Origin of the sequence: Ideonella sp., from assembly GCF_041287625.1 — a bacterium.
Classification (GTDB): domain Bacteria; phylum Pseudomonadota; class Gammaproteobacteria; order Burkholderiales; family Burkholderiaceae_C; genus Ideonella.
Genome location: NZ_JBGGNH010000013.1, coordinates 61493 through 87278 on the forward strand (window position 1 = coordinate 61493; position 25786 = coordinate 87278).

A 25786-nucleotide genomic window follows, 5' to 3' on the forward strand; every position below is an offset into this window, starting at 1 on the left:
TGCCCGCGCGACGCTGCCGCGGCACCCTTTCAAAGCTGGCTCGCGCAGGTGCTGCAACAGCTCCGCAACAGTTACGGTTGCTCACAGGCGGCTGCGGCGCGGCTGCCCGGTCTACCATCGGGCGTCGCTGCTGGCGCCGCCGGTCATCCCGCAGCGCCACTGCAGCGTTGCAGACAGGCAAGGAGAAAACTGAAATGAGCACCTGGACCCCGCGTTGGGCCCGCATGTTGACCGGCCTGTCCCTGGCTGGCTTGGCCCTGGTGGCGCATGCCACCGATGGCGAGATCCGCAAGATCGACACGGCGCAGGCCAAGGTCACGATCAAGAGCGGCGCGATCAAGAACCTCGACATGCCCGCGATGACCATGGTCTTCAAGGCCCGTCAGCCCTCGTTGCTGAACGGCCTGGCCGAAGGTGACCTGGTCGTCTTCGAAGCCGACAAGGTCGATGGCCAGTACACCGTGACCGCGATCCGCAAGAAGTGAAACCTGCAGGCGCACCGGCCTCAAGCTGGCGCGCCTGCGTTGTTTTTTGACTGGAGAGACTCGCCCATGCCCACCCACCGCAAGGATTTCGACCCCGCCAGCCTGTTCGACGGCCCGTTGGCCGACGCGGTGAAAGCCTCGGCGCAGCAGATCTGGCTGGCTGGCGTGGGCGCGTTTGCCAAGGCCCAGGAAGAAGGCAGCAAGGCCTTCGACACGCTGGTGCAGGAAGGCGCCGAGTTGCGGCGCAAGCGTCAGACGGCCCAGGGCGCCGCCGAAGACAAGCTCGGCGAGTTCGGCGAAACGCTGAACGCGATGGCCGGCGAGGCGATGCACAAGGCCGGCGCTTCCTGGGAAAAGCTGGAAGCCAAGTTCGAAGCCCGCACCGCGCAGGCGCTGAAGAAGATGGGCGTGCCGACCGCGCAGGACATGGCCTCGTTGAACGCGCAGGTCGAGGCGCTGACGGCCCAGGTCGCCAAGCTCAGCACCCAGTTGCACAAGACCAAGCAGCAAAGCGCCAAGGCGGCTTCCGGCCTGCGGGCCAAGAAGGCCGCGGCAGCGGCCAAGCCGGCACGCAAGGCAGTGCGCAAGACAAGCGATGGCGCCAGCGACTGACCGCTCCACGCTCGCCAAAAACAAAGACGGCCCGTGGGCCGTCTTTTGCTTGGGCGGCGAACCGCGGCTTCAGCCGAGGTAGCGCTGCGTCAGGTGGGCGCGGAAATGCGCCGGGTTCAGCGCCTCGCCGCTGGCGCGCAGCGCGAGTTCGTCGGTGGTCCAGCGGCTGGCCTGCTGCCAGATGTTGCGCTTGAGCCAGTCGAACACCGGGCTGAGGTTGCCGGCAGCGATCTGCTCGTCCAGCGCCGGCATTTCGCGCCGCATGGCCGCGAACCATTGCGCGGCGTACATCGCGCCCAGCGAATAACACGGGAAGTAACCGAAAGCGCCGGTCGGCCAGTGCACGTCCTGCATCGGGCCATCCTTGTAGTTGCCACGGGTGTCCTGGCCCAGCAGATCGCGCATGCGCTCGTCCCACATGGCCGGAATGTCCGCCGCCTCTGCCTCGCCTTCGATCAGCGCACGTTCGATCTCGAAGCGCAGGATCACGTGGGCCGGGTAGGTCACCTCGTCGGCCTCGACGCGGATCAGGCTGGGCTTCACGCGCGTCAGCAGCTTGTGCAGGTTGGCCGGCTCGAAGGCCGGCTGTGCGCCGAAGGCCTCGCTGACCAGCGGCGACAGCAGCCTGGCAAAACCCGGGTGGCTGCCCAGCTGCATCTCGAAGGCCAGGCTCTGGCTTTCATGGATGGCCATCGAACGCGCCAGCGCCACCGGCTGGCCCAGCAGGTCGCGCGGCAGGTTCTGCTCGTAGCGGCCGTGGCCGGTCTCGTGCACCGTGCCCATCAGGCTGGGCAGGAAGTCGTCTTCGTAGAAGCGCGTGGTCAGGCGCACGTCTTCCGGCACGCCGCCCGAGAACGGATGGGTGCTGACGTCCAGCCGGCCGGCCGAAAAGTCGAAGTCCAGCAGCTTCATCACGCGCTCGCACAGCGCGCGCTGGGCCGGCAGCGGGAACGGGCCGACGGCCGGCACCACCGTCTCGCGGGCCTGGCGTTCGCCCACTGCGCGGATCAGCTCAGGCAGCCAGGTGCGCAGTTCGCCAAAGACGCGCGCCGCAGTGGCGCTGGTCATGCCGGGCTCGTACTGGTCCATCATCGCGTCGTACAGGCCCAGGCCGCTGCGCTCGGCCAGCAGCCGCGCTTCCTCGCGCGCAACCGCCAGCACCTGCTGCAGGTTGGGCAGGAAGCCAGCCCAGTCATTGGCCGGCCGTTGGCTGCGCCAGGCATGCTCGCAGCGCGAGGTGGCCTGCGAGCGGCGCTCGACCAGCGCTTCTGGCAGCGCATTGCTGCGCCGCCACTCGCGCGACATTTCGCGCAGGTTGGCGCGCTGGGCTTCGTCCAGCGGCTCGGCTTCGGCGCCGCTCAGCTGGGCCTGCAGCGTCGGATCGGTGCGCATGCGGTGCAGCAAGCCGGCCATTTCGGTCAGCGCATCGGCCCGTGCCTGGTTACCGCCAGGCGGCATGTTGGCGGCCTGGTCCCAGGAGGCCATGCTTTCCAGATGAGTCAGCCGGTGCAGGCGGCCATAGGTGCGCTTCAGCGCTTCGTAGTGCGGAGTGGCGATCGACATCGGCCCATTGTGGGCCCGGCCGTTGTCACAATCCGGCGGAAATGAGCTTGACCGCTCCCCCTCTTGGGGGATGGCACGGACCAACACCGGCGGCTCAAGCCACAGCCGGCCCAAACCAGTGCAGCGCCAACGTGGTCATCACCAGGTAGCGGCCAGCCTTGCCGATCAGCATGTAGCCAACGCAAGGCCAGAACGGCAGCCGCGACCAGCCGGCCAGCGCGCACAGCGGGTCGCCCACCAGCGGCAGCCAGCTCAGCAGGCAGGCCTTGGGACCAAAACGCTGCAGCCAGGCCAGCAGCCGCATCTCGCGCGGCGGGCGGTGCTTCACATGCTCCCAGGCCTTCTCGGCACCGTAGCCAGTCCACCAGCTGATGGCGCCGCCCAGCGTGTTGCCGGCGGTGGCCACCGCAATCGCCGGCCAGAACAGGTCCGGCTGCAGGTAGAGCAGGCCCAGCAGTGCAGGCTCGGAGCCCAGCGGCAGCAGCGTGGCCGAGATGACAGCCACCACGAACAGCGTCGACAGGCCAAAGCTCGGCAGCGCCAGCCAACTCAGCAAGGATTGCAACCAGACATCCACATCCATGCGGAGATTGTCACCGCCAGTGTGTCCGCCAGCCGTCGGCCCAGCCCCTATAATCCTGCCTCCTTTTTGAGCAACCGGCGCGCCGCCTGTCGGACACGCTCGCCCCCGACTCCACTCCCCTGCTTTCGCACCGAACCCATGCAGCTTGGCCCCTACACGCTCCCGAACGCCTTGTTCGTCGCCCCCATGGCCGGGGTGACGGACCGGCCGTTCCGCAAGCTGTGCAAGCAGCTGGGCGCGGGTCATGCGGTCAGCGAGATGGTGACCTCGCGCAAGGATTTGTGGCAGTCGCTGAAGACCTCGCGCCGGGCCAACCATGAAGGCGAAAGCGCGCCGATCGCGGTGCAGATCGCCGGCACCGAGCCGCTGATGATGGCCGAGGCAGCGGCCTACAACATCGACCGCGGCGCGCAGATCATCGACATCAACATGGGCTGCCCGGCCAAGAAGGTGTGCAACAAGTGGGCCGGCTCAGCCCTGATGCGCGACGAAGCCGGCGCGCTGGCCATCGTCGAGGCGGTCGTCGCAGCCTGTGCGCCGCGCGGCGTGCCGGTCACGCTGAAGATGCGCACCGGCTGGTGCGACACCGAGCGCAATGCACTGGCGCTGGCCCGCGCCGCCGAGAGCGCAGGCATCGCGATGCTGACCCTCCACGGCCGCACCCGCGAGCAAGGCTACAAAGGCTTTGCCGAACACGACACCGTGGCTGCCGTGAAGGCCGCGCTTCGCATCCCGGTGGTCGCCAACGGCGACATCGACTCGCCCGAGAAAGCCGCCGCAGTGCTGAAGCACACCGGGGCCGATGCCTTGATGATCGGCCGCGCCGCGCAGGGCCGGCCGTGGATCTTCCGCGAGATCAGCCATTTCCTGGCCACCGGCGAATACCTGCCACCGCCGCCGACGCGCGACGTGCAGCGCTGGCTCACCGAGCACCTGCTGGACCACTACCAGCTCTATGGCGAGGAAGCCGGCGTGCGCAGTGCGCGCAAGCACATCGGTTGGGCGGTGCGTTCACTGCCCGGCGGCGAGGCCTTTCGCGCGGTGATGAACACGCTCGACGATGGCCAGGCCCAGCTGCGCGCCGTGCGCACCTTCTTCGACGACCTGGCCGACATCCACCCGCTGCTGCCTTCGCTGCCTGCTTCGGCAGCCAACCAGGACCTGATCGAACAACAAGCCTGAACCCGGCCCTCGGACATCCCGCCGGGATGCCCGGCGGGCCTGCTTTTCTTTTCCCCTGAGGACCGGCAGTCGTTTGCCGGCCAAGCTGCCAGAGCCATGAGCAAAAAGAACATCGAGGAGTGCGTCCGCGAGACGCTGGAGCAGTATTTCCAGGACCTGCACGGCGCCGAGCCGCATTCGCTGCACGACATGGTGATCCGCGCTGTCGAGAAGCCGATGCTGGACGTGGTCATGCGCCAGGCCGAGGGCAACCAGAGCAAGGCCGCCGAATGGCTGGGCATCAACCGCAACACGCTGCGCCGCAAGCTGCTTGAGCATAAGCTGCTCAAGTGATTCACACCGCCGTTCGGGCTGAGCCTGTCGAAGCCCTTCGACAAGCTCAGGGCGAACGGAACCGACACCTCTTCTCTCTCCGTAACGCCATGTCCCAACTCACTGCCCTGCTCTCGGTCTCCGACAAGACCGGCATCGTCGAATTCGCCCAAGCACTGCACGCACAGGGCATCAAGCTCTTGTCCACTGGCGGCACCGCCAAGCTGCTGGCCGGCGCCGGCCTGCCGGTCACCGAAGTCTCGGAAATCACCGGCTTTCCCGAGATGCTGGACGGCCGCGTGAAGACGCTGCACCCGCGCGTGCACGGCGGCCTGCTGGCCCGCCGTGACGTGCCCGAGCACATGGCCGCGCTGAAGGAACACGGCATCGGCACCATCGACCTGCTCATCATCAACCTCTACCCGTTTGCGCAAGCCACCGCCAAGGCCGACTGCACGCTGGAAGATGCGATCGAGAACATCGACATCGGCGGCCCGGCGATGCTGCGCGCCGCCGCGAAAAACTGGCAGGACGTCGCCGTCGTCATCGACCCGACCGACTACCCGCAGGTGCTGGCCGAATTGAAGGGCAACGGCCTGCAGCGCGCCACCAAGTTCAGGCTGGCCAAGAAGGTGTTTGCGCACACCGCCGCCTACGACGGCATGATCACCAACTACCTCACCGCGCTGGAAGCCGGCGCGGAAGAGAAGACCGCCGAAGTGCCGGCCCGGGCCGAGTACCCGGAGGTCTTCAACCTGCAGCTGAGCAAGGTGCAGGGCATGCGCTACGGCGAGAACCCGCACCAGAGCGCGGCCTTCTACAAGGAGGCCAAGCCGGTCGAGGGCACGCTGTCGCAATGGACCCAGATCCAGGGGAAGGAGCTCTCCTTCAACAACATTGCCGACGCGGACGCGGCCTGGGAATGCGTGAAGGCCTTCGATCTGCCGGCCTGCGTGATCGTCAAGCACGCCAACCCCTGCGGCGTGGCCGTGGGCGCCACGCTGCTGGAAGCCTACGAGAAGGCGCTGAAGACCGACCCGACCAGCGCGTTCGGCGGCATCATGGCCTTCAACCGCCCGGTGGACGCCGACGTGATCGAGGCCATCAACGCCAACAAGCAGTTCGTGGAAGTGGCGATGGCGCCGGCCTTCACGCCGGCCGCCCGCGCCGCCTACGCCGCCAAGCAGAACGTGCGCCTGCTGGAACTGCCGATCAGCAAGCTGTCCAACCCGCTCGATTTCAAGCGCGTGGGCGGCGGCATGCTGCTGCAGTCGGCCGACACCATCGACATCGTCGGCGAGCTGAAGGTCGTCACCAAGCTGCAGCCCACCGCGCAGCAACTGCAGGACCTGCGCTTTGCTTGGACCGTGGCCCGCTTCGTCAAGAGCAACGCCATCGTCTTCTGCAAGGACGGCATGACCTTCGGCGTTGGCGCCGGCCAGATGAGCCGCCTGGACTCGGCCCGCATCGCCAGCATCAAGGCCCAGGCTGCGGGCCTGAGCCTGGTCGGCACGGCCGTGGCCAGCGACGCGTTTTTCCCGTTCCGTGACGGCCTGGACGTGGTCGTGGACGCCGGCGCGACCTGCGTGATCCACCCGGGCGGCTCGATGCGCGACGAAGAAGTCATTGCCGCCGCGGACGAACGCGGCATCGCGATGGTGCTCACCGGCACGCGCCACTTCCGCCATTGATCCCCCCAAGGGCGGCGCGAATCTCGGGTCGCCTTTTGCGGGTGTCCGACCATTGCCCTCGGGCACTCCGAGCATGTCACCAAGGCCATCGGACGGGCCATCATGCCGGTGTCTGCGCACTGCTGAAGCAAGCGCATGGCATGACCCGCCAGCCGGCTAACATCCGCCCCCATGACCAGAGCCGACCTCGCGGGCCAGTTGCTGGCCTTCATTGCCAGATTGATCACAGGCGCCCAAGGGCACTGGAAAGGCTGCCCGCCGCAGGCACTGCAGCGCATCTACTTTGCCAACCACCAAAGCCACCTGGACTGGGTGCTGATCTGGGCCTCGCTGCCCGGTGAGCTGCGCGCGCAGACCCGGCCGATCGCGGCCAAGGACTACTGGACCGCCTCGCCGTTCAAGCACTGGCTGACACGCGAGGTCTTCAACGCCGTCTACGTGAGCCGCACCCGGGCCAAGGAAGGCCCGGATGCACAGGACCCGCTGGAGCCGCTGGTGCAGGCACTGCAGGGCGGCGATTCGCTGGTCATCTTTCCCGAAGGCACACGCAGCAACAAGGGTGAGCCGCAAGCCTTCAAGAGTGGCCTCTATCACCTGGCCACGCAGTTCCCGAATGTGCAGCTCATTCCCGCCTGGATCGCCAACGTGCAGCGTGTGATGCCCAAGGGCGAAGTGGTGCCTGTGCCCATCCTGTGCACTGTGACCTTCGGCGCGCCGATGGCGCTGAACCCCAGCGAAGACAAACGCGCATTCCTGGACCGTGCACGCGCGGCCGTCGTCGCGCTGCGGCCGGCGGGAGGCTGAAGCCCATGCATGACCTGCTTCAACTCAGCACCGGGCATCAGATCGGCTTGCTATTCGTGATCGTCTTCGGTGTGCTCGCCGGCCTGACCACCTGGGCCACGCTGCGCAGCTTGGGAGACGCGCCGCCCGAGATCCAGCTGCGCCATGACCGCTTCGTGCGCGAGCTGCGCGCGATGTGGATCGGCCTCGTCACCTTCTGGCTGGCCTGGCTCTCCGGGCCGATTGGCGCCACGCTGCTGTTTGGCGTGTTCTCGTTCCTCGCGCTGCGCGAGTTCATCACGCTGATGCACACCCGCCGCAGCGACCACCGCAGCCTGATCTTCGCGTTTTTCATCGTGCTGCCCATCCAGTACGTGCTGGTCGGCGGGCAGCATTTCGACCTGTTCTCGGTCTTCATCCCCGTCTACGTGTTTTTCGTGATCCCGGTCATCAGCGCGCTGGCCGGTGACCCGGGCCGCTTCCTGGAACGCAACGCCAAGATCCAGTGGGGCATCATGGTCTGCGTGTTCGGCCTGTCGCATGCGCCTGCGCTGCTGCTGCTGGACTTCCCCGGCCATGCCGGCCGCGGCGCCTTCCTGCTGTTCTTCTACGTGCTGGTCGCCATCGTTGCCTACTTCGCGCAGGAAACCCTGAGCCAGCGCCTGCGCCGCCGCCCAGTGGCGCGCGCCATCAGCCGCAGCTTCTCGCTGCAGGCCTGGGCGCTGGGCGCGGCGGTCGGCGGCGTGACGGGCGGGCTGCTGTTCTGGATCACGCCGTTCAAGCTGCCGCAGGCCATCCTGATCGCCACCATTGCCGCGGCCGCCGGCAACATCGGCGAGTTCGTGATGCGGGCGCTGAAAAAAGACGCAGGCGTCGCCTGGTGGGGCAACCGCGCCTCGGTCACCGGCGCGGTCGGCCTGCTGGACCGGATCGCTCCGCTGGCCTTTGGCGCACCGGTGTTCTTCCATTCGGTACGCTGGTACTTCAAGCTGACACCATGAGTGTTCCAGTCCGCGTCTTGGGCATCGACCCGGGTCTTCAGTGCACCGGTTTCGGCGTCGTCGAAATCGAAGGCAGCACGCTGCACTACATCGCCAGCGGCACCATCCGCACCACCTCCGGCGTGGCGCTGGGCGACCTGCCGAACCGGCTGAAGATCATCTTCGACGGCGTGCGCGAAGTGGCCGAGCGCTACCAGCCGACGCAGGCCTCGTGCGAGATCGTGTTCGTCAACGTCAACCCGCAAAGCACCTTGCTGCTGGGCCAGGCCCGCGGCGCAGCGCTGACCGCGCTGGTCACGGCCGGCCTTTCGGTGGCCGAGTACACGGCGCTGCAGATGAAGAAGTCGGTCGTTGGCCACGGCCATGCGCGCAAGGAGCAGATCCAGGAAATGGTGATGCGGCTGTTGCGCCTGCCCGGCCTGCCCGGCAAGGACGCGGCCGACGCGCTGGGCCTGGCGATCACCCATGCCCACGCCGGTGGCTCCTTCGCTGCAATGGCCCAGGCCACCGACCTGAAGCGCCGCACCCATGCGCAGTTCAAGGGCGGCCGCACCTACTGATTCGGTCACGCCGCGCGATGCGGCGTGACGCCGGCCGCATGAACGGCGGCGTGGCTTTCAGGCCCCAACGCCCACCGCATGACGCCGCGTGCTGCAGCACAGCATGCCGCGTCGCCATTTGTGCGCCAGGGCTCACAAATCGGCCTGCAAAACCCGAATTGGCTGCCGCTTTGTTGCCCAGCCACACGCCACCGCCAGGCGGCCCGCTGCTGCCCTTGCTGGCCGCCCTGGCGGCGGTAGGCCTCGCGGCAGCCCTGACCCTGGTGTTGGGCATCCGCCTGATCACCCGGCCCATCGCCCGCATTGCCGACGCGATGACCGCGACGCCGGTTGCTGGCCGGTCTCTCCCACGACCTGCGCACACCGCTGGCGCGGCTGCGCCTGCGGGTGGATGTCGAATGCCCCGCCACGGTGGCCGAGCGCATGGCACCGGACTTTGACGCGGTCGAGCGCTTTGTCGGCCAGTTCCTGGGCTTCGCCCGCGGCAGCGCCGAGATCAGCCTGGGCCAGCCCCGGCTCCTGACCGCGCAGCTGCGTGCGCTGGCCACGCAGTACGCGGCACAAGGTGTTCAGCTGCAGATCGAGGACAGCGCAGGTGCCGAGCGCACCGGCTACCCCGACCTCGCCATCCAGCGCCTGCTGGGCAATCTGGTGGACAACGCGCTGGCCCATGGCCGGCCGCCAGTGTGCATCGTCGCGGAGGGGGATGCCGACGAATGCAGGCTCTGGGTGCGGGATGCCGGCACCGGCCTGCCGCCCGCAGGCTTGAGCGAAGCGCTGCAGCCCTTTGTGCGCATGGGCCCCGGCAAGGGGCGCGGTGGCCATGCGGGGCTGGGCCTGGCCATCGTCGCGCAGCTCAGCGCGCAGGTGGGCGGGCGAGTGACGCAACAGCCCTTCGACGGCCAAGGCCACGCCCTGGGCGTGGCACTGCCTCGCCAGCGCAGCTGAGCCACGCACGGCGACCGGGGGAAGGGCTCACTGCCCTTCGTCCACCAGCGAGAGGTAGACCAGCGTCTGGTTGAGCAGCTGGTAGGCAATCTCGCCGAAGGTGGCCGGGCCTTGTACGCTGACGGTCTGCCCCTCCAGGCCGCCGTAGGCATAGTTCAGCACGCAATTGCAGCTGAACACCTGTTCGCCGGGAATGTGGTGGCTGGCCAGTGCCGTGGCAAAGGTGCTCACATAGTTGCCCACCGGCCGCGCCGGCCGATAGACCGTGCCGGGAAAGACCGGCGCATAGAACTCCACGCGCCGGGACTGGGGGTCGAGCTTCCGGATGCACACGTTCACCAATGCGCCGCAATAGTCGGCCACCAGAGGCAACTGCGTGTTGAAGCCACGCTCCACCATCCAGTCGTGCAGGTTGTGGCTGCGGCCATCGATGCGGCAATCGCCTGCTGAAAACCCGCCCTGCGTGAATTCGATGGCCGGCCCGGTCTCGGGCGAGACCGGGTTGACGATGTCCACATGTACCAACTTGTCAGCAGGCACCGGCACGTGCATGGCGACCGCGCCATCCTCCAGCGCCAGGCCGGTGCTGCCGTCGAAGACCAGCGGCTTGGCCCGGCCTAGGTCGTCGAGGTGCACGCCCGAAACCCAGCCCACCAGCGGGCGCAGGTACATCTCGGCATAGCCGGGCGCCTCCTGCGCGAAGGCCTCGTGGGCGCTGCTGAAGGCCGGCATCACGATGAGCGTGAAGCCATGCTCAGGCCCGTCCGTGCAGACCCGCTCCAGGGTCTTGCGGTCGTAGCGCATGATGCGCGGGCCACTGCCGGAGATGGGCAGCTCGGTGACGAACAGCGCTTCTCGCGTGGTGGTGCCGCGCTCGGCCATGAAGTACGGGATCGTCCCGCCTATCCAGGGGCCGCGCGGCAGGCGCCGCAGCAGCGCTTCGTCCGCCGCAATGCAACACGGGCGTCCGGCGCGGATCAGCTCGGTGGCCTGCGCCAGGCTCATCAGGCGATGTTGCAAGCTTGTCTTGGTGCTCATGCCGGGCCGTTTCTTCAGTGAGCGCGCCAGTTGCGCAGTTGGGAAATCTCATAGCTCAGCGAGCCCTGATGGCGTGCGAAGTAACGATGGATCTCGACGAGCTTGAGCATGCGCACATCGCTGTCCTGGATGACGCGGATCTGCGAGCGCAGCTGGGTCAGCAGCAGGCGCAGACCCAGGGCACGCACATCCAGCGAACACTCGCCCTGCAGCAGCGCCAGCCACAATGGATCGGTGGCGTCCGGCAGCTCGAAGCCCTGCCCGGCGGGAGAATGCACGCCGTCTGCCGAGACAGCAGCCGTCCGCGCGACTGGCGCAGCGACGGCCCGCTCCATGGCTGCCGGGACCTGTGCCATCAGGCCGGTGAGCTGGCCGAATTCGTGGCGCAACACGGCCTGGCTGCGAAGGAAATAGCGGTGCAGTTCCTGCGCTGCCTGGCGATGCAGGTCCGCATCGCCATGCAGCGCCGCTTCGCGCTGCAGCTTGGCCAGCAGCAGCCTCAGGCCAAGGGCCTTCACATCCAGCGACACCCGGCCCATCAGCAGCGCAGGCCACAGAGGTGAACCCTCCGGCGGCAGGCCAGGGGCCGCCGGCGGCGCAGCCGTGTTGCTGCGGCCCTGGTCCAGCCGAAACTTGTGACGCCACAGGTCCGCGAAGGGCAGTTTCAACAACACCGAAAGCTGTTCGGTGGTGGCACCGGCCAGCAGCAGATCCATGATGAGACGCTGCAGGCCACGCGTGTAGCCGGGCGCCTCTTCACCTGTCCATGCGGTGGCAGGCAAGGCGTCGCCGTCGCGCAGGCCCACCTGCACCCGGCAGCGCCATCCGGCCAGCGTCACATGCTCCCAGCGCAACTGCCGCCGCACGGGGACCGCGGCGCGCCGGCCGAACAGCCCCTGGGGAGGCGGCGGCCGCTCGATGTGCACCGTGACGGTTTGCGTGCCGCTGCTGCGCTGCACATCCATCACTTTCCAGGGCGCGTCCACGCCGAGGAGTTCGGCCATCAGCGGTCGATCATCGTCCTTCATCAGTGATTCCCCTCGCACCTGGCTTTAGGCTTGGTCAAATGATTGTGGGAGCGCCGTTTGCCCCGGACAACGAGGGTCGACCCTCGAACGCGGCGCGCCCCCTCGGTTTTTGCACACAATCCGCGCGGCGCGGCATGGCGCCGTGCCGGCTTGGCAGCAAAAGGCGTTGAGTTACGCTAGGCGTCAGCTCAGCCACTTCTCTGAACGGAACACGCCCCATGGGACAGCTCATTGAATTCAAGCGTGCCGATGGCCTCAGCGCCAAGGCGTACTGCGCCGAAGCGCCGGAGCCCGTGGCCTCGGTGGTGGTGATCCAGGAGTGGTGGGGCATCAACGACCAGATCCGCGGCGTGGCCGACAGGCTGGCCGCCGCCGGCTTCAGCGCGCTGGTGCCCGATCTCTACAAGGGAAAAAGCACCGTGGCGCAGGAAGAGGCCCACCACCTGATGACCGGCCTGGACTTCGGCGATGCGGCCGCGAACGACGTGCGCGGCGCGGTGCAACACCTGAAGGCCCAGGGCCTGGGCAGCGGCAAGGTCGGGGTCACCGGCTATTGCATGGGCGGTGCGCTGAGCTTGCTGTCCATGGTGATGGCGCCCGAAGCCGACGCGGCCGTGGTCTGGTACGGCTACCCGCCGCTGGAATTCATCGACGCCAGCAAGATCGGCGCTCGCCCCTTGATGGCCCACTGGGCCACGCAGGACAAGGCCTTTGCGCTGAGCGGCGTCGAAGCCCTGGAGGCCAAGCTGAAAGAAGCCCAGGTGCCCTACGAAGGCCACCGCTACCTGGCGCACCATGCCTTTGCCAACGAGACCGCCGTGGGCCCGGGCCGACTGGCCATGACGCAATACGACGCCGCCTGGGCCCAGATGGCATGGGATCGCACCCTGCGCTTCCTTGGACAGCAGCTCGGCTGAGATGCAGGCCGGATCGGACACCCAACACCCTTCAGGATTTTTCGATGCCTCATCCCATCAGCACGCAATGGCTCGCCGTGGGCGGGCCGGACGGTTCCTTTGACGCCTACCTGGCGCTGCCACCCGGCGGCAGCGGCCCCGGCCTGCTGTTGCTGCAGGAGATCTTCGGCGTGAACCCGCACATCCGCAGCGTGGCCGAGCAGTACGCGCAGGACGGCTTCGTGGTGCTGGCGCCGGACCTGTTCTGGCGCCACGCGCCACGCGTCGAGCTCGGCTATGACGGCGAAGACGCCAAGCGTGCCTACGAGCTGATGGGCACCGTCAAGTCTGACCAGGTGCTGGGCGACATGAAGGCCACGCTGGACGTGCTGAAGGGCCGCGCCGAGTGCAGCGGCAAGGTCGGCGCGATCGGCTATTGCATGGGAGGCCGGCTGGCCTTCAGCGCCGCGGCGATGATGCCTGTCGACGCGGCGGTCGCCTACTACGGCGGCGGCATCCAGAACCAGCTGGCGCTGGCGCCACAGGTGCGCTGCCCGGTGCAGTTCCACTACGGCGAACAGGACGACCACATCCCGCTCAGCGCCGTGGAGCAGGTGCGCGGCGCGATGGCTGACCACAAGGGCACCGAATTCCACGTCTACCCCGGCGCCGGCCACGGCTTCAACTGCTGGGCCCGCGGCAGCTACCACCCGCGCAGCGCCACGCTGGCCCACGGCCGCAGCCTGGCTTTCCTGGCCCAGCAGCTGTACTGAGAGGCTGAGCCCGGGGCAGCGCCCAGCGCCCAAAAGAAAACCCGGCCAGGTGCGCTGCGCCTGCCGGGTTTTTTCATCGCGGTGCCGAGCGGCACCCGCGGTCACTTCGCGGCCGAGGCCGTCTGTTCGGGTGCCATGCGCTCTTCGCCGCCCAGCGCCTTGTACAGCGCCAGCCGGTTCAGCAGCTCGGACAGCCGGGCCTGCACCAGCGACTGCTCGGCCGTGGCCAGCGAACGCTCGGCGTCCAGCAGCTCCAGCTGGCTGGCCGCGCCGGCCTCCAGCTTCATGCGCGTGAGCCGGGTGCGCTCGCGCTCGGCGTCCAGCAGCAGCTGCTGGGCCTGCACCTGGCGGCGCCATTCGCCCTGGCCGTTGAGTGCGTCGGCAGCTTCCTTGAACGCGGTCTGTACCGCCTTCTCGTACTGCGCCACCGCAATGTCACGGTTGACCTCGGCCACCTTGACGTTGGCCTGATTGCGGCCGGCATCGAACAAGGTGAGCGCCGCCTGCGCGGTGAAGGTCCAGGCCTTGGTGGCGCTGTCGAACAGGTTGGACAGCGAGTCGGTCACGCCACCGAAGCTGCCGCTGAGCAGGATCTTCGGGAAGTAGGCGGCCCGCGCCGCGCCGATGTTGGCGTTGGCTGAGCGCAGCGCCTGCTCGGCCTGGATCACGTCCGGCCGGGCCAGCAGCAGTTCGGAAGAAGCGCCAGCCGGCACGTCCGCCAGCCACTCGCCGGTGGCCATGGTGGCGGTGTTGGCTGCCGTCGCCGCGGTGGACAGCGGCGCCGGGCCGGGCAGCAGCTGCGCCGGCAGCGGCGCGCCGACCGCCAGGCTCAGCGCCGTCTCGTCCTGGTTGCGCAGGCGCTGGTACTGGGCAAGCGTGGCCTTGGCCTGGGCCGCCAGTGACTGCGCGGCACGCAGGTCCAGGTCCGACGCGGCGCCAACCTGCGCGCGCAGGCTGGTCAGCTTCAGCGTGTCCTCGCGCGAGGCCAGGGTCTGGCGCGCCAGCGTCAGTTGTTCCTCGTCGGCAGCCAGCGTGAGCCAGGCAGTGATGACCTGCGTGACCAGCGACAGCCGGGCCGCGCGGCCACCGGCCTCGGTGCCCAGCAGCGTGGCGTTGGCGGCGTCGGAGTTGCTGCGGATGCGGCCGAACAGGTCCAGCTCGTAGCTGCTGACGGCCAGGCCGCCGGTCACCGTGGTGGCCTGCACCCCACTGCTGTTGGGCGCGCGCTCGTACTGCAGCGCGCCACTGACGGTGGGCAGGAAGTCGGCGTCGGTGATGCGCAGCTGGGCGCGGCTGCGCTCGACCTGCAGCATCGCCACGCGCAGGTCGCGGTTGGCAGCCAGCGCCCGTTCGACGACTTGGCGCAGCCGGTCGTCGCGCACCAGGTCGTGCCAGGCCGGCAGCGCCAGCGGGGCAGATGGGTCCGCCCCACCGGGCAGCGTGGCCGGCACCGGCAGCGCCGGGCGCTGCAACTCGGGGGTCAGGTTGATGCAGCCGGCCAGCAAGAGGCTCGCGACCAGCGGCAGCGCGGAAAAGGCGAAACGATGGCGGCGCATCAACGGCCCTCCTGCTTGTCGGTGATCGCGGCGACAGCCGCGGGGTCTGGCTTGCCGCCGGAGATCGACGCGCCATGGTGGCGCAGCTCATGGCCGCCCTTGAAGATGCGGCGCACGACGACGAAGAACACCGGCACCAGCAGCACCGCGAGCACGGTGGCGGTGATCATGCCGCCGATCACGCCGGTGCCGATGGCACGCTGGCTGGCCGAGCCTGCACCGCTGGCAATCGCCAGCGGCAGCACGCCGAGGATGAAGGCGAACGAGGTCATGATGATCGGCCGGAAGCGCAGGTGGCAGGCCTCCAGCGTGGCCGCCAGCAGGCTCTTGCCCTCGGCTTGCAGATCCTTGGCGAACTCGATGATCAGGATCGCGTTTTTCGCCGACAGGCCGATGATGGTGATCAGGCCGACCTTGAAGTACACGTCATTGGGCATGTCGCGCAGCCACACACCCGACAGCGAGCCCAGCACGCCCAGCGGCACGACCAGCAGCACGGCCACCGGAATGCTCCAGCTTTCGTACAGCGCCGACAGGCACAGGAAAACCGCCAGCATCGAGAACGCCAGCAGGATGGTGGCCTGCGAACCCGAGAGCTTTTCTTCGCGTGATTGTCCAGTCCACTCGAAACCGAAGCCGGACGGCAGCTGGGCGACGAGCTTCTCCATCTCGTCCATCGCCGCACCGGTGGAATAGCCGGGCGCTGCGTCACCGCTGATCTTCATCGCCGGGTAGCCGTTGTAGCGCACGGTCTGGATCGGGCCGTTGACCCAGCGGGTCGACGTGAAGGCCGACAGCGGAACCTGCTGGCCCTTGCTGTTGGGCACGTAGAGCTTGAGCACGTCTTCGGGCGTCATGCGTGCACTGGCCTCGGCCTGCACCACCACGCGCTGCAGCCGGCCAGCATTCGGGAAGTCGTTGACGTAGCTGGAACCCAGCGCGGTCGACAGCACGGTGCTGATGGTGTCGAAGGTCACACCCAGCGCCGCAGCGCGTTCGCGGTCCACGTCCAGCTGCAGCTGCGGTGCGTCTTCCAGACCGTCCGGCCGCACGCCAGCCAGGATCTTGTTCTGCGAGGCCATGCCCAGCAACTGGTTGCGTGCCGCCAGCAGCGCCGTGTGTCCCTGGCCGGTGCGGTCCTGCAGCCGGAAGCTGAAGCCGGTGGCGGTGCCAAGTTCGGGGATGGCCGGCGGCGACAGCGGGAAGATGAACGCATCGCGAATGCCCATCAGCGCACCGAAGGCACGGCCAGCCAGCGCCTGTGCGCTGTGCTCCTTGCCCTTGCGCTCGTCCCAGGGCTTGAGCGGCACGAAAGCCAGCGCGGCGTTCTGGCCGGAGCCGGAGAAGCTGAAGCCCAGCACGCCGACGACCTTGTCCACCTCAGGCTGCGACAGGAAGAAGCCTTCGACCTGCTTCATCACCGCCTCGGTGCGCGACAGCGCCGCGCCCGGCGGCAGCTGCACGTTGACGATCAGGTAGCCCTGGTCTTCATTGGGCAGGAAGGACGTGGGCAGGCGGGTGTACATCAGGCCGACGGCACCAAGGATCACCGCATAAATGACCAGGAAGCGGCCTGCGCGCGGCAGGATGCGCGCAACCACCGACTCGTAGCTTTTGGTGGTGCGCTTGAAGCCACGGTTGAACCAGCCGAAGAAGCCTTTCTTCTCGTGGTGGTCGTGCGGCACCGGCTTGAGCAGCGTGGCACACAGCGCAGGCGTCAGGGTCAGCGCCATCGTGGCCGAGAACAGGATGGACGCCACCATCGCCAGCGAGAACTGGCGGTAGATGTTGCCCACCGAGCCGCTGAAGAAGGCCATCGGCACGAAGACCGAGACCAGCACCACGGTGATGCCGATGATGGCGCCGGTGATCTGGCCCATGGCCTTGACCGTCGCGTCGCGCGGCGAGAGGCCTTCCTCGGCCATCAGCCGCTCGACGTTCTCGACGACCACGATGGCGTCGTCGACCAGGATGCCAATGGCCAGCACCATGCCGAACAGCGTCAGCACGTTGATCGAGAAGCCCAGCGCCAGCATCACTGCGAAGGTGCCGGTGAGGGCGACCGGCACGACGATGGTCGGGATGATGGTGTAGCGGATGTTCTGCAGGAACACCAGCATCACGATGAACACCAGCACGATGGCTTCGGCCAGCGTCTTGACCACTTCCTCGATCGAGATCTTGACAAACTTCGAGCTGTCGTACGGCACGTCGTAGCTCACGCCTTCGGGCATGAACTTCTGCAGCTCGACCATGCGCTCCTTGATCGCGGTGGCCGTGGCCAGCGCATTGCCGCCAGGCGACTGCTGGATGCCGACGCCGGTGGCCGTCACGCCATTCAGGCGCGAGGAGCTGGCATAGGTCTGGCCGCCCAGTTCCATGCGCGCCACGTCCTTCAGGCGCACGGTGGAGCCGTCGGCGTTGGCACGCAGCATGATCTGGCCGAACTGCTCGATGGACGCCAGCTGGCCGTTGACGTTGATGGACGCGAACAGCGTCTGGTCCGCCACGGTCGGCAAGGCGCCGATGCTGCCGGCCGAGACCTGCAGGTTCTGCGCGCGGATGGCATTGTTGACGTCCGCCGCCGACAGGCCGAAGCCGACCAGCTTGGCGGGGTCGATCCACACGCGCATCGCACGCTCGGTGCCGAACAGCTGGGCCTGGCCGACACCCTGCACGCGCAGCAGCTCGGGCACGATGTTGCGCGCAGCGTAGTCGCCCAGCGCCACCGGGTCGTAGGCCGGGTTCTTGGACGTCAGCATCACGAACAGCAGGAAGTTCGAGCGCGCCTTGTCGACGCGCACGCCCTGCTGCGTGACCGCGCCGGGCAGGCGCGGCGTGGCGCGGCTCAGGCGGTTCTGCACTTCGATCTGGGCAATGGACACGTCCGTGCCCGGCTCGAAGGTGACGGTGATGGTGCCGGCGCCGGTCGCTTCAGCACTGGACTCCATGTAGATCATGCCGGGCGCGCCATTGAGCTCCTGCTCGATGACAGTCAGCACGCTGTCTTCCAGCACCTGGGCCGAAGCGCCCGGGTAGGCCGCGGAAATGACGATGGAAGGCGGGGCCACCGTGGGGTACTGCGCAACCGGCAGCCGGGTGATGGCTGCCGCGCCGATGACCACGATGAACAAGGCGAGGACCCACGCGAAGATGGGTCGGTCGATGAAGAAGCGGGAATTCATGCGCTGGGCACTCCGCTCAATGGCTGGCGGCCGAAGCCGCCGACGCAGCAACAGGGGCCGACGGCGCGGCAGGCGCGCCAGAGGCGGCAGCGGCCGGCGCCCACGGCACAGGGCTCACGGGCGTCTTCGGGCGGATCTTCTGGAAGCCATCGACGACGACCTGTTCGCCGGCCTTCAGGCCGCTCAGCACCACCCACTGGTTGCCGTGGGAGCCGCTCAGCTGCACCGGGCGCGGCTCGACCTGCTTGTCGGCGGTGACGACCAGCACCGTGTCGCCGGCGGTGCCACGCGTCACCGCCTGCTGCGGCACCAGGATGGCGGCGTCGCTGCGCGCCTGTTCGATGCGCACCTTCACGTACAGGCCGGGCAGCAGGTCGCCCTTTGGATTGGGCAGCTCGGCGCGCAGCGTGACTTGGCCGGAAGTGGCGTCCACCGTCAGGTCGCTGAACAGCAGCTTGCCCGGCAGCGGGTACTCGCTGCCGTCGTCCAGCAGCACCTTGACCTTGGTGCTGGTGCTGGACTGCAGCTTGCCGGCCTCCATCGCGCGCTTCAGGCGCAGCGCTTCGGTGGCCGACTGGGTGAAGTTGACGTAGAGCGAATCGATTTGCTGCACCGTGGCCAGCAGCGTGGCTTCGGTGGCGCTGACCAACGCGCCTTCGGTGACCTCGGCGCGGCCGATGCGGCCGGTGATCGGCGAGATCACCGCGGCGTAGTCCACATTCAGCCTGGCCTGCGTCACACCCGCCTTGGCCGCGGCCACGTCGGCCACCGCCTGCTTCTGCGCGGCCTGCGCGGCAACCCAGTCCTGCTGGCTGATGGCCCGGGCGTCGGCCAGCGGCTTGTAGCGGTCGTAGGTGGCCTGGGCATTGGCCAGTGCGGCATCGGCGCGGGCCTGCGTCGCGACGGCACTGTCCAGTTGGGCGCGATACGGCGCAGCGTCAATCGTGAACAGGCTCTGGCCGGCTTTGACCACACTGCCTTCGGTGAACAGCCGCTTTTGCACCACGCCGGTCACGCGGGCGCGGACCTGCGCCGTCCGCACCGCTTCCAGCCGTCCCGGCAATTCGGTGGCGAGATCCAGCGAAGCCGGTTGCACGGTGATGACGCCCACCTGCGGCGGTGGCATCTGGCCACCTGCGTGGGCCGCGTCACCGCTCTGGCCGCAGGCCGTCAATGACAGCAGCACCAGCGCCGTCGCGCCCAGCGACAGCACCGGCCACGCGGCCTGGGGCGCCAGGTGCCAAGCCTTGCGCAAGGCGGCGCAGGGCGACGAAACCTCATCGAGAGAAGCGGAGGGCGTGTGGGCCATGGAAGTCCTTCTGGATGAACGCAAGCAAATCCCCTCCACCCGCTGGCAACGCCGGTAGAAGGGATTTATCTGAAATAGAGTGAAACGAGTTTACATACAAACTAGAATGTATGTCCATTCACGGGGTTTATACGGGGTCTTTCAAAGATGGTACGGCGCACCAAGGCGGACGCGCAGATCACCCGCAATCAGATCCTGGATGCTGCAGAGAAGGTGTTTCAGGAACGTGGCGTCGCCCGCACCTCCCTGCAGGACGTGGCAGCCGCCGCTGGCGTGACCCGTGGCGCGATCTACTGGCACTTCAAAGACAAGGCCGAGCTCTTCAGCGCCATGATGGAGCGCGTGACCCTGCCCTGGGAGACGCCGCTGGAGATGCCCTGGGCGGTGGCCATGGGCTTGCGCGCTGGCGACACCATCAACGAGCTGCGGGGCATGATCCTGATGCCGCTGCACGCCGTCGTGCACGACGAGCACGGCCGCCGCGTCTTCACGATCGCGATGCACGCCACCGAGTACAACGCCGATGACATGGCACCGGTGCGCGAGCGCAAGGAAGCCAGCCTCAATGCTTTCCTGGACCGGCTCGAAGCCACCTTGCAACGCGGCATGGCCAAGGGCCAGATCAAGACGCCGCTGGACACCCGCACCATCGCACTGGGCCTGCTGGCGTTGATGGATGGCCTGCTGCGCCAGTGGACGCGCAACCCAGCGGCGTTTGCCCTGATCGAGGTCGGCGACGCGTCTGTGCAGCAATTCCTGTCCGGCCTCGCGCTGCCCGCTACAGCAGCACCGTCATCCGCTCCAGCACCAGCACTGCCGCAAAACCCAGCAGCGCCACCAGCGTCCACTTGATGATGAGGATGGACCGCCGACGCCAGATCGGGCGGCCGGTGGCGACGAAGACGGCGAAGCACAACAGGCCCGAGACCAGCAGCAGGCCGACGATCAGACGAAAGAGCAGCATCGTTTCCTATCGGGAAGATCAGCCACCGCCGGGCCGCCCCAAGGTGGCGGCTCCCCCTTGGGGGGACCAGGCCGCAGGCCTGTAGGGGGCACCATCACCACGCGGGCGCGAGCTGGGCGAAACCGGCCGGGGCGCGGGCTTCGTCTTCGAAGCTGACGTACTCGAACGCCGTCTCGTCGGCCAGCAGCTTGCGCAGCAGCTTGTTGTTCAGCGCATGGCCGCCGCGGAACGAGGTGTAGGCCGCCAGCAGCGGTGCGCCGGCCACATACAGGTCGCCGATCGCGTCGAGGATCTTGTGCTTGGCGAACTCGTCGTCGTAGCGCAGGCCATCGCTGTTCAGCACCCGGTAATCGTCAATGACGATGGCGTTGTCCATGCTGCCACCCAGCGTCAGGCCGCGCGCGCGCATGGCCTCCACATCCTTGGTGAAGCCGAAGGTGCGGGCGCGGGCAATTTCCTGCTTGTAGCGGCCCGAGCCCATGTCGAAGCTGACCTGCTGCCCGGTGGCGTCCACGGCGGGGTGGCCGAAGTCGATCTCGAAAGTCAGCTTGAAGCCGTGGTACGGCTCCAGCCGGGCCCACATCAACCTTGCGCCCTCGCCTTCGCGGATCTCCACCTGCTTCTTGACCTTCAGGAAGCGCTTGGGCGCGTTCTGCAGCTCGATGCCGGCGCTCTGCAGCAGGAACACAAACGCGGCCGAAGAGCCGTCCAGGATGGGCACCTCGTCGGCCGTGATGTCGACGTAAAGATTGTCCAGCCCCAGGCCGGCGCAGGCCGACATCAGGTGCTCGATGGTCTGGACCTTGGGCGCGCCGGGGTCGCCGCCGGGCGAGATGGTCGAGGCCATGCGGGTGTCGCTGACCGAACTGGGCCGCACGGGGATGTCCACCGGCTGCGGCAGGTCGACCCGGCGGAACACGATGCCGGTGTTGGGCGCCGCCGGCCGCAATGTCAGCTCGACCTTCTGGCCGCTGTGCAGCCCGACGCCAACGGCTCGGGTGAGGGACTTCAGGGTGCGTTGCTTGAGCATGGCGACGGGCTTGGCAAGGTGCATCGCGAACTGCGGCGCAGCCCTGGATTGTCCGTCAAGCGGCCAAATTCCGCTGTAAAGGAAGGTGCAGCCTGACACGGGTGCCGCGGCCCGGTGCGCTGTCGATGCGCACCTCGCCGCCCAGCCTGGCTGCGCGCTGGGCCAGGTGGCGCAGGCCCCGGCCCTGCGGCGCCTCTTCGGTGTCGAAACCGCAGCCGTCATCCTCGATCAGCACCTCCACCCTGTCGCCCAGCTGCAGCGTGGCAATGCGGATGTGCTGGGCCCCGGCGTGCTTGAGCACATTGGTCAGCACCTCCTGCACCGCGCGCAGGATCTGCAGCGCGTCCGGCGGGTACAGCCAGTTCAGCGGCGGCAGGTCGTCGACCTCCCAGGCCAGTTGCAGCCCGGCCGCTTCCAGGCGGCGGCCCAGCCGGTGACGCAGCAGCGCCAGCAAGGTGATCAGGTCATGGCCGATCGGCTCCAGCGAGTCGATCACCAGCCGCAGGTCGTCCACGCATTCACGCAGCAGCAAGGCCACCGCCGGCGCCTCCAGCCGGCCCTGCTCGACCAGCACCAGCGAGGACATCAGCGTCGAGCCCAAGCCATCGTGCATGTCGCGCATCAGGCGCTGGCGCTCCAGCAGCAGCGCCTGCTCGCGCTCGATGCCGCGCAGCCGCTCGTGGTTGGCGCGCAGCTCGGCCTCGCGCTCGGCCAGCCGGCCCTCGAGCTGGGCGTTGGTGCGCTCGACCTGGTCGATCGCCTGCGCGTAGCGGCTCTGCACCGCATTCAGGAAGGACAGCAGCAGCACCAGGCTCGCGAACGGCAGCAGGTAGATGCTCTCCGGCGTGATGCGGCCGGCCACCAGCAGCAGGTCGTGCAGCCCGAAGGCCTCGGCCACCCACAGCGCCGCGGCGATCAGCCGGAACTCCGGTCCGCCGCCGCGCCAGGCCACCACCGTGAGCCAGCCGGTGACCCCCAGCGCGACGACCGTGTTGATGAGGTGCTGTTGCAGCAGCGAGCTGATCGGCGACCACGAGAACGGCGCGGTCGCCACCGTCATCGCAATGACGAAACCCACCAGGCTCCACTCCAGCCACGGGTAGCGCCGCGGGTCGAAGCGGAAGGCAAAGAGGTAGACCAGCACCATCACCCACGAGAGCGAGGCATTGGTGGTCCACCAGAACCAGCTGAGCACCGCCGGGTCGGTCGGCATGTCGATGTAGTAGTGCAGGTTGCGCAGCAGCCAGACCACCGACGAGAGCGAAAACAGCAGGTAGGCGTGCTCGCGCCGCCGGCCCAGCCAGAAGATGAAGGAAAACGTGCCCAGCGCCAGGAAGGTCATGCTGCCGACCTGCGGCGCGACGATCTGCAGCAGCCGGCGCCAGCCCAGCCGCCCCTCCAGCTCGTCGCGCGGGCCGACGCAGATGCGCGCGACGCGCAGGCCGGCGCCCGCCTCGTGCACCACGCCCACCGCCAGGTCCAGCCGCGTGCCGGCCGGCGGCGCCGGGCCGAGATCAACCCAGATCGGCCGGTTCCACTGCTCGCGCCGGTGGTCGCTGCCGTCCCAGCGCATCTGCCAGTGGCCGGCGTCGAACTGGATCACCTGCACCGCCCCGCCCGACACCCGCGGCAGGTACAGCGCCAGCGGCTCCTTCAGCCCGGCCGGCACGGTGTAGATGACGCGATACCAGCGCACCTGCAACTGCGGCGCGCCGCCAGAGCGCGGCACCTGGCGCGACGTGGACACCGGCAGGCTCACGGGCTGCCAGGCCGCGGTGTCGTCCGGCGGCGGTGCGTCCACCCGCAGATCGACCTCGGCACTCGGGGTGGTCAAGGCCGGCGTGTAGGGCTGCTCGGCCTGCCAGGCCCGTTCGAAGCGCTGCGCCGGCTGGGCCAATGCCAGGCCACTGAACAGCATGGCCAAGACCGCCACCGCCAACCGCCGCCCCAGCTCAGCGCTCCAATCGAAAACAAACAGCCCCGACGTCGCTAGCAGCACCACCCCCAAGGACTGTGCGCGGATCCGGCTCCGCCGGTCCGCTGCACAAGCCCCCTCGGGGGGCAGCGACCGCCAGGGAGCGTGGGGGCTCAATCTCTCACCAGCCCCAGCTTGCGCGCCTCGTAGATCGCCTCGGTCTTGGAGTGCACCTGCAGCTTGCGGTAGCTGCGCTTCACGTAGGTCATCACCGTGTGGCGCGAGACGTTGAGCATGCGGGCGATCTCTTCGAAGCTGAAGCCCTTGGCGCTGAGCGTCAGCACCTGGCGCTCCTGGGCCGAGAGCAGCGGCTCGCCGGCCTGCGCCTGGTTGGGCGTGGCCTCGGGCGCCAGCCGCAGCAGCAGTTGGCGCGCGATCACCGGGCTGATCGGGCTGCCGCCGGCGTGCAGCGAGCGGATCTGGTCAGTCAGGTCGGCGGCGCGGGTGTCCTTCAGCAGGTAGCCGGTGGCGCCGGCTTCCAGCGAGGCCATCACGTGCGGCTCGTCGCCGAAGACGCTGATCACCATCACGTCGGTCTGCGGCAGGCACTCGTGGGCAAAGCGGATCAGCTCGATGCCGCTGCCGCTGGGCAGGCCCAGGTCCACCAGCAGCACGTCGGGCTTGTGCTCGCGCAGCAGTTGCAGCCCCTGCGGCAAATCCCCCGCGGTGCCGGCCAGGTGCAGGTCGGCCGCCTCGGCCACGACGGACGCGAACGCCGCACGGAAGCGTTCGTCGTCTTCGACGATGACCACGGAGATGGGATTCATGTGGGGCGCAGTGTAGGCCGGCAGGCCGCCACCACCACCCTGCCCACGACCCCGCATCGCCAGCGAGACGGCATCGGCTCAACCATGCGTCACCCGAACAGGGGACAAACCCGCGGTCATCAATGACAAAAGCGCCAGAAGGCGCCCTTGTCCGAGTCGGCTTGCGCGCGCCCGCAGCCGGCGCCGGGCCGCCCCAAGGCGGCTGCGCAACCCGCCCGGCGGGTGGTGCCGCGTACCCGCGGCACCGGGTGCCCCATCTAGTCCGCTTGCTTGCGCAGGAATGCCGGGATCTCGATCTCCTCCATCCCGTTCGAGCTCAGCGCCTCGACCTTGGCAGCCGCCTGCGTGCGGCCGGTGCGCCAGACGCTGGGGGTGGAGAGGTGCTCGTAGCTTTGCTGGCCGCCCGAGCCGCCACCCAGCGGCTGGTGCAGCAGCGGCAGGTTGTCGGTGCCGGTGCGCAGCATCGGGTTGGTCTGGACGACCGTCAGCGGTGCCTGGGCGCGGCGGGCCGACGACAGGCCGGTGGCGATCACGGTGACGCGCAGCTGGTCGCCCAGGCTGTCGTCGTAGGCGGTGCCGTAGATCACGTGGGCTTCTTCGGCGGCGTAGCGGCGGATGGTGTTCATCGCGTTCTTGCTCTCGGCCAGCTTGAAGGTCGAGCGCGCGGCGGCGATCAGCACCAGCACGCCGCGGGCGCCGGAGAGGTCTATGCCCTCCAGCAGCGGGCAGGCCACCGCCGCTTCGGCGGCCTTGTTGGCGCGGTCCGGGCCCGAGGCCATCGCGGTGCCCATCATCGCCTTGCCGGGCTCGCTCATCACGGTCTTGACGTCTTCGAAGTCGACGTTGACCAGGCCCGGGATGTGGATGATGTCGCTGATGCCGCCGACGGCGTTCTTCAGCACGTCGTTGGCGTGCGCGAAGGCCTGGTCCTGGGTGACGTCGTCGCCCAGCACCTCGAGCAGCTTCTCGTTCAGCACCACGATCAGCGAGTCGACGTTGGCCTCCAGCTCGGAGACGCCCAGGTCGGCCTGCTTGCCGCGCCGGCCGCCCTCGAAGTCGAAGGGCTTGGTGACGACGCCCACCGTCAGGATGCCCATCTCCTTGGCCACGCGCGCGATCACCGGCGCCGCGCCGGTGCCGGTGCCGCCGCCCATGCCGGCGGTGATGAACAGCATGTGCGCGCCGGTGATGGCGGTGCGGATCGCCTCCACCGCTTCTTCGGCGGCGCTCTTGCCGACGTCGGGCTTGGAGCCGGCGCCAAGGCCCGTGGTGCCCAATTGCACCAGCTGCGGCGCGGCGCTGCGGTTGAGCGCTTGCGCGTCGGTGTTGGCGCAGATGAACTCCACGCCCTGGACCCCTTGCGAGATCATGTGTTCGACCGCGTTGCCGCCGCCGCCGCCGACGCCTATCACCTTGATCTGCGTGCCTTGGTCAAACTCTTCGATCATTTCGATGGCCATGTGGAGCTCCTTTTGCCGTGTGCAGTTGCCGTATCAGTTGAGAGAGAAACATGAGGCTTCGTGTCGAGCCTCTTGCCGTGGAAAA

24 protein-coding genes are annotated in these 25786 nt (G+C 68.2%); 12 read left to right on the plus strand and 12 right to left on the minus strand.

The window, feature by feature from the left end; all coding sequences use genetic code 11:
• Positions 1-194 precede the first annotated feature (194 nt).
• Together ACAH41_RS03895 and ACAH41_RS03900 are read left to right on the plus strand one after the other, a co-directional pair.
• The gene (locus tag ACAH41_RS03895; RefSeq protein ID WP_325655148.1) at positions 195-485 is read left to right on the plus strand and encodes a copper-binding protein; all 291 of its coding nucleotides are present in this window, start codon (positions 195-197) and stop codon (positions 483-485) included.
• Positions 486-551: 66 nt separating this feature from the next.
• Positions 552-1097 (plus strand): phasin family protein, encoded by a 546-nt coding sequence (locus ACAH41_RS03900; RefSeq protein WP_325655146.1) that lies wholly within the window; start codon positions 552-554, stop codon positions 1095-1097.
• Between the two features lie 69 nt (positions 1098-1166).
• Here ACAH41_RS03900 and ACAH41_RS03905 read toward each other — a convergent pair whose 3' ends face one another.
• Positions 1167-2660 (minus strand): carboxypeptidase M32, encoded by a 1494-nt coding sequence (locus ACAH41_RS03905; protein ID WP_325655144.1) that lies wholly within the window; start codon positions 2658-2660, stop codon positions 1167-1169.
• A gap of 94 nt (positions 2661-2754) precedes the next feature.
• Entirely contained in the window at positions 2755-3237 is a 483-nt protein-coding gene (locus ACAH41_RS03910) for a YqaA family protein (RefSeq protein ID WP_325655170.1), read from the minus strand.
• A gap of 144 nt (positions 3238-3381) precedes the next feature.
• On the opposite strand from ACAH41_RS03910, the gene dusB reads away from it, so the two are divergent.
• From dusB to ACAH41_RS03945, 7 genes are all read left to right on the plus strand, one after another.
• On the plus strand, positions 3382-4425 hold the full coding sequence (gene dusB / locus ACAH41_RS03915; protein ID WP_325655142.1) for a tRNA dihydrouridine synthase DusB: 1044 nt from the start codon (positions 3382-3384) through the stop codon (positions 4423-4425).
• A gap of 96 nt (positions 4426-4521) precedes the next feature.
• On the plus strand, positions 4522-4758 hold the full coding sequence (locus tag ACAH41_RS03920) for a Fis family transcriptional regulator (RefSeq protein ID WP_325655140.1): 237 nt from the start codon (positions 4522-4524) through the stop codon (positions 4756-4758).
• Between the two features lie 89 nt (positions 4759-4847).
• Positions 4848-6428: a bifunctional phosphoribosylaminoimidazolecarboxamide formyltransferase/IMP cyclohydrolase gene (gene purH, locus ACAH41_RS03925; RefSeq protein ID WP_325655137.1), complete on the plus strand. Its 1581-nt coding sequence runs from the start codon at positions 4848-4850 to the stop codon at positions 6426-6428.
• 171 nt (positions 6429-6599) lie between these two features.
• Complete coding sequence (locus ACAH41_RS03930; protein WP_325655136.1) at positions 6600-7232, plus strand: lysophospholipid acyltransferase family protein; 633 nt, start codon at positions 6600-6602, stop codon at positions 7230-7232.
• 5 nt (positions 7233-7237) lie between these two features.
• Positions 7238-8212 (plus strand): phosphatidate cytidylyltransferase, encoded by a 975-nt coding sequence (locus ACAH41_RS03935; RefSeq protein WP_325655134.1) that lies wholly within the window; start codon positions 7238-7240, stop codon positions 8210-8212.
• Positions 8209-8772 carry a crossover junction endodeoxyribonuclease RuvC gene (gene ruvC, locus ACAH41_RS03940; protein WP_325655132.1) on the plus strand — a complete coding sequence of 188 codons (564 nt, stop codon included), beginning with the start codon at positions 8209-8211 and terminating at the stop codon, positions 8770-8772. Before ACAH41_RS03935 ends, ruvC begins: the two co-directional genes overlap by 4 nt.
• A gap of 330 nt (positions 8773-9102) precedes the next feature.
• Positions 9103-9720, plus strand: coding sequence for a HAMP domain-containing sensor histidine kinase (locus tag ACAH41_RS03945; RefSeq protein WP_325655130.1), 618 nt, complete (start codon positions 9103-9105; stop codon positions 9718-9720).
• A 27-nt stretch (positions 9721-9747) separates the two neighbouring features.
• On the opposite strand, the gene ACAH41_RS03950 is transcribed toward ACAH41_RS03945, so the two are convergent.
• On the minus strand, positions 9748-10758 hold the full coding sequence (locus ACAH41_RS03950) for a hypothetical protein (RefSeq protein WP_325655128.1): 1011 nt from the start codon (positions 10756-10758) through the stop codon (positions 9748-9750).
• Positions 10759-10772: 14 nt separating this feature from the next.
• Positions 10773-11786 (minus strand): hypothetical protein, encoded by a 1014-nt coding sequence (locus tag ACAH41_RS03955; RefSeq protein WP_370538179.1) that lies wholly within the window; start codon positions 11784-11786, stop codon positions 10773-10775.
• A gap of 218 nt (positions 11787-12004) precedes the next feature.
• Between ACAH41_RS03955 and ACAH41_RS03960 the strand changes: the two genes are divergently transcribed.
• Positions 12005-12703, plus strand: a complete 699-nt coding sequence (locus ACAH41_RS03960) for a dienelactone hydrolase family protein (RefSeq protein ID WP_325655124.1) — start codon at positions 12005-12007, stop codon at positions 12701-12703.
• A 44-nt stretch (positions 12704-12747) separates the two neighbouring features.
• Positions 12748-13455: a dienelactone hydrolase family protein gene (locus tag ACAH41_RS03965; protein ID WP_325655122.1), complete on the plus strand. Its 708-nt coding sequence runs from the start codon at positions 12748-12750 to the stop codon at positions 13453-13455.
• Positions 13456-13556: 101 nt separating this feature from the next.
• Here ACAH41_RS03965 and ACAH41_RS03970 read toward each other — a convergent pair whose 3' ends face one another.
• Genes ACAH41_RS03970 through ACAH41_RS03980 form a run of 3 tightly spaced genes read right to left on the minus strand, consistent with a single transcriptional unit; the run spans position 13557 to position 19505 of the window.
• Positions 13557-15011 carry an efflux transporter outer membrane subunit gene (locus ACAH41_RS03970; protein ID WP_325655121.1) on the minus strand — a complete coding sequence of 485 codons (1455 nt, stop codon included), beginning with the start codon at positions 15009-15011 and terminating at the stop codon, positions 13557-13559.
• The gene (locus ACAH41_RS03975; protein ID WP_325655119.1) at positions 15011-18196 is read right to left on the minus strand and encodes an efflux RND transporter permease subunit; all 3186 of its coding nucleotides are present in this window, start codon (positions 18194-18196) and stop codon (positions 15011-15013) included. The genes ACAH41_RS03970 and ACAH41_RS03975 overlap by 1 nt, the downstream gene beginning before the upstream one ends.
• A 16-nt stretch (positions 18197-18212) precedes the next feature.
• On the minus strand, positions 18213-19505 hold the full coding sequence (locus tag ACAH41_RS03980; protein WP_325655116.1) for an efflux RND transporter periplasmic adaptor subunit: 1293 nt from the start codon (positions 19503-19505) through the stop codon (positions 18213-18215).
• Positions 19506-19652: 147 nt separating this feature from the next.
• On the opposite strand from ACAH41_RS03980, the gene ACAH41_RS03985 reads away from it, so the two are divergent.
• Positions 19653-20357 carry a TetR family transcriptional regulator gene (locus ACAH41_RS03985; protein WP_325655114.1) on the plus strand — a complete coding sequence of 235 codons (705 nt, stop codon included), beginning with the start codon at positions 19653-19655 and terminating at the stop codon, positions 20355-20357.
• On the opposite strand, the gene ACAH41_RS03990 is transcribed toward ACAH41_RS03985, so the two are convergent.
• From ACAH41_RS03990 to ftsZ, 5 genes are all read right to left on the minus strand, one after another.
• A complete protein-coding gene (locus tag ACAH41_RS03990) occupies positions 20284-20469 on the minus strand; it encodes a hypothetical protein (protein WP_325655112.1) in 186 nt (61 codons plus the stop codon). The genes ACAH41_RS03985 and ACAH41_RS03990 overlap by 74 nt on opposite strands.
• 94 nt (positions 20470-20563) lie before the next feature.
• A complete protein-coding gene (gene lpxC / locus ACAH41_RS03995; RefSeq protein ID WP_325655169.1) occupies positions 20564-21499 on the minus strand; it encodes a UDP-3-O-acyl-N-acetylglucosamine deacetylase in 936 nt (311 codons plus the stop codon).
• Between the two features lie 55 nt (positions 21500-21554).
• Positions 21555-23417 carry an ATP-binding protein gene (locus tag ACAH41_RS04000; protein WP_370538191.1) on the minus strand — a complete coding sequence of 621 codons (1863 nt, stop codon included), beginning with the start codon at positions 23415-23417 and terminating at the stop codon, positions 21555-21557.
• A 170-nt stretch (positions 23418-23587) separates the two neighbouring features.
• The gene (locus tag ACAH41_RS04005; protein WP_370538180.1) at positions 23588-24241 is read right to left on the minus strand and encodes a response regulator; all 654 of its coding nucleotides are present in this window, start codon (positions 24239-24241) and stop codon (positions 23588-23590) included.
• 257 nt (positions 24242-24498) lie between these two features.
• Positions 24499-25701: a cell division protein FtsZ gene (gene ftsZ / locus ACAH41_RS04010; RefSeq protein WP_370538181.1), complete on the minus strand. Its 1203-nt coding sequence runs from the start codon at positions 25699-25701 to the stop codon at positions 24499-24501.
• Positions 25702-25786: the final 85 nt, after the last annotated feature.

Excerpts from the sequence above, each read along its gene's own strand:
- ACAH41_RS03905 (WP_325655144.1), bottom strand. The coding sequence starts at position 2,660 with ATGTCGATCGCCACTCCGCACTACGAAGCGCTGAAGCGCACCTATGGC.
- ACAH41_RS04005 (WP_370538180.1), bottom strand. The coding sequence starts at position 24,241 with ATGAATCCCATCTCCGTGGTCATCGTCGAAGACGACGAACGCTTCCGT.
- ACAH41_RS04000 (WP_370538191.1), bottom strand. The coding sequence starts at position 23,417 with ATGCTGTTCAGTGGCCTGGCATTGGCCCAGCCGGCGCAGCGCTTCGAA.
- dusB (WP_325655142.1), top strand. The coding sequence starts at position 3,382 with ATGCAGCTTGGCCCCTACACGCTCCCGAACGCCTTGTTCGTCGCCCCC.
- ruvC (WP_325655132.1), top strand. The coding sequence starts at position 8,209 with ATGAGTGTTCCAGTCCGCGTCTTGGGCATCGACCCGGGTCTTCAGTGC.
- ACAH41_RS03990 (WP_325655112.1), bottom strand. The coding sequence starts at position 20,469 with ATGCTGCTCTTTCGTCTGATCGTCGGCCTGCTGCTGGTCTCGGGCCTG.
- ACAH41_RS03965 (WP_325655122.1), top strand. The coding sequence starts at position 12,748 with ATGCCTCATCCCATCAGCACGCAATGGCTCGCCGTGGGCGGGCCGGAC.
- ACAH41_RS03930 (WP_325655136.1), top strand. The coding sequence starts at position 6,600 with ATGACCAGAGCCGACCTCGCGGGCCAGTTGCTGGCCTTCATTGCCAGA.
- ACAH41_RS03935 (WP_325655134.1), top strand. The coding sequence starts at position 7,238 with ATGCATGACCTGCTTCAACTCAGCACCGGGCATCAGATCGGCTTGCTA.
- purH (WP_325655137.1), top strand. The coding sequence starts at position 4,848 with ATGTCCCAACTCACTGCCCTGCTCTCGGTCTCCGACAAGACCGGCATC.
- ACAH41_RS03975 (WP_325655119.1), bottom strand. The coding sequence starts at position 18,196 with ATGAATTCCCGCTTCTTCATCGACCGACCCATCTTCGCGTGGGTCCTC.
- lpxC (WP_325655169.1), bottom strand. The coding sequence starts at position 21,499 with ATGCTCAAGCAACGCACCCTGAAGTCCCTCACCCGAGCCGTTGGCGTC.
- ACAH41_RS03955 (WP_370538179.1), bottom strand. The coding sequence starts at position 11,786 with ATGAAGGACGATGATCGACCGCTGATGGCCGAACTCCTCGGCGTGGAC.
- ACAH41_RS03980 (WP_325655116.1), bottom strand. The coding sequence starts at position 19,505 with ATGGCCCACACGCCCTCCGCTTCTCTCGATGAGGTTTCGTCGCCCTGC.
- ftsZ (WP_370538181.1), bottom strand. The coding sequence starts at position 25,701 with ATGGCCATCGAAATGATCGAAGAGTTTGACCAAGGCACGCAGATCAAG.
- ACAH41_RS03985 (WP_325655114.1), top strand. The coding sequence starts at position 19,653 with ATGGTACGGCGCACCAAGGCGGACGCGCAGATCACCCGCAATCAGATC.
- ACAH41_RS03900 (WP_325655146.1), top strand. The coding sequence starts at position 552 with ATGCCCACCCACCGCAAGGATTTCGACCCCGCCAGCCTGTTCGACGGC.
- ACAH41_RS03970 (WP_325655121.1), bottom strand. The coding sequence starts at position 15,011 with ATGCGCCGCCATCGTTTCGCCTTTTCCGCGCTGCCGCTGGTCGCGAGC.
- ACAH41_RS03895 (WP_325655148.1), top strand. The coding sequence starts at position 195 with ATGAGCACCTGGACCCCGCGTTGGGCCCGCATGTTGACCGGCCTGTCC.
- ACAH41_RS03960 (WP_325655124.1), top strand. The coding sequence starts at position 12,005 with ATGGGACAGCTCATTGAATTCAAGCGTGCCGATGGCCTCAGCGCCAAG.
- ACAH41_RS03950 (WP_325655128.1), bottom strand. The coding sequence starts at position 10,758 with ATGAGCACCAAGACAAGCTTGCAACATCGCCTGATGAGCCTGGCGCAG.
- ACAH41_RS03920 (WP_325655140.1), top strand. The coding sequence starts at position 4,522 with ATGAGCAAAAAGAACATCGAGGAGTGCGTCCGCGAGACGCTGGAGCAG.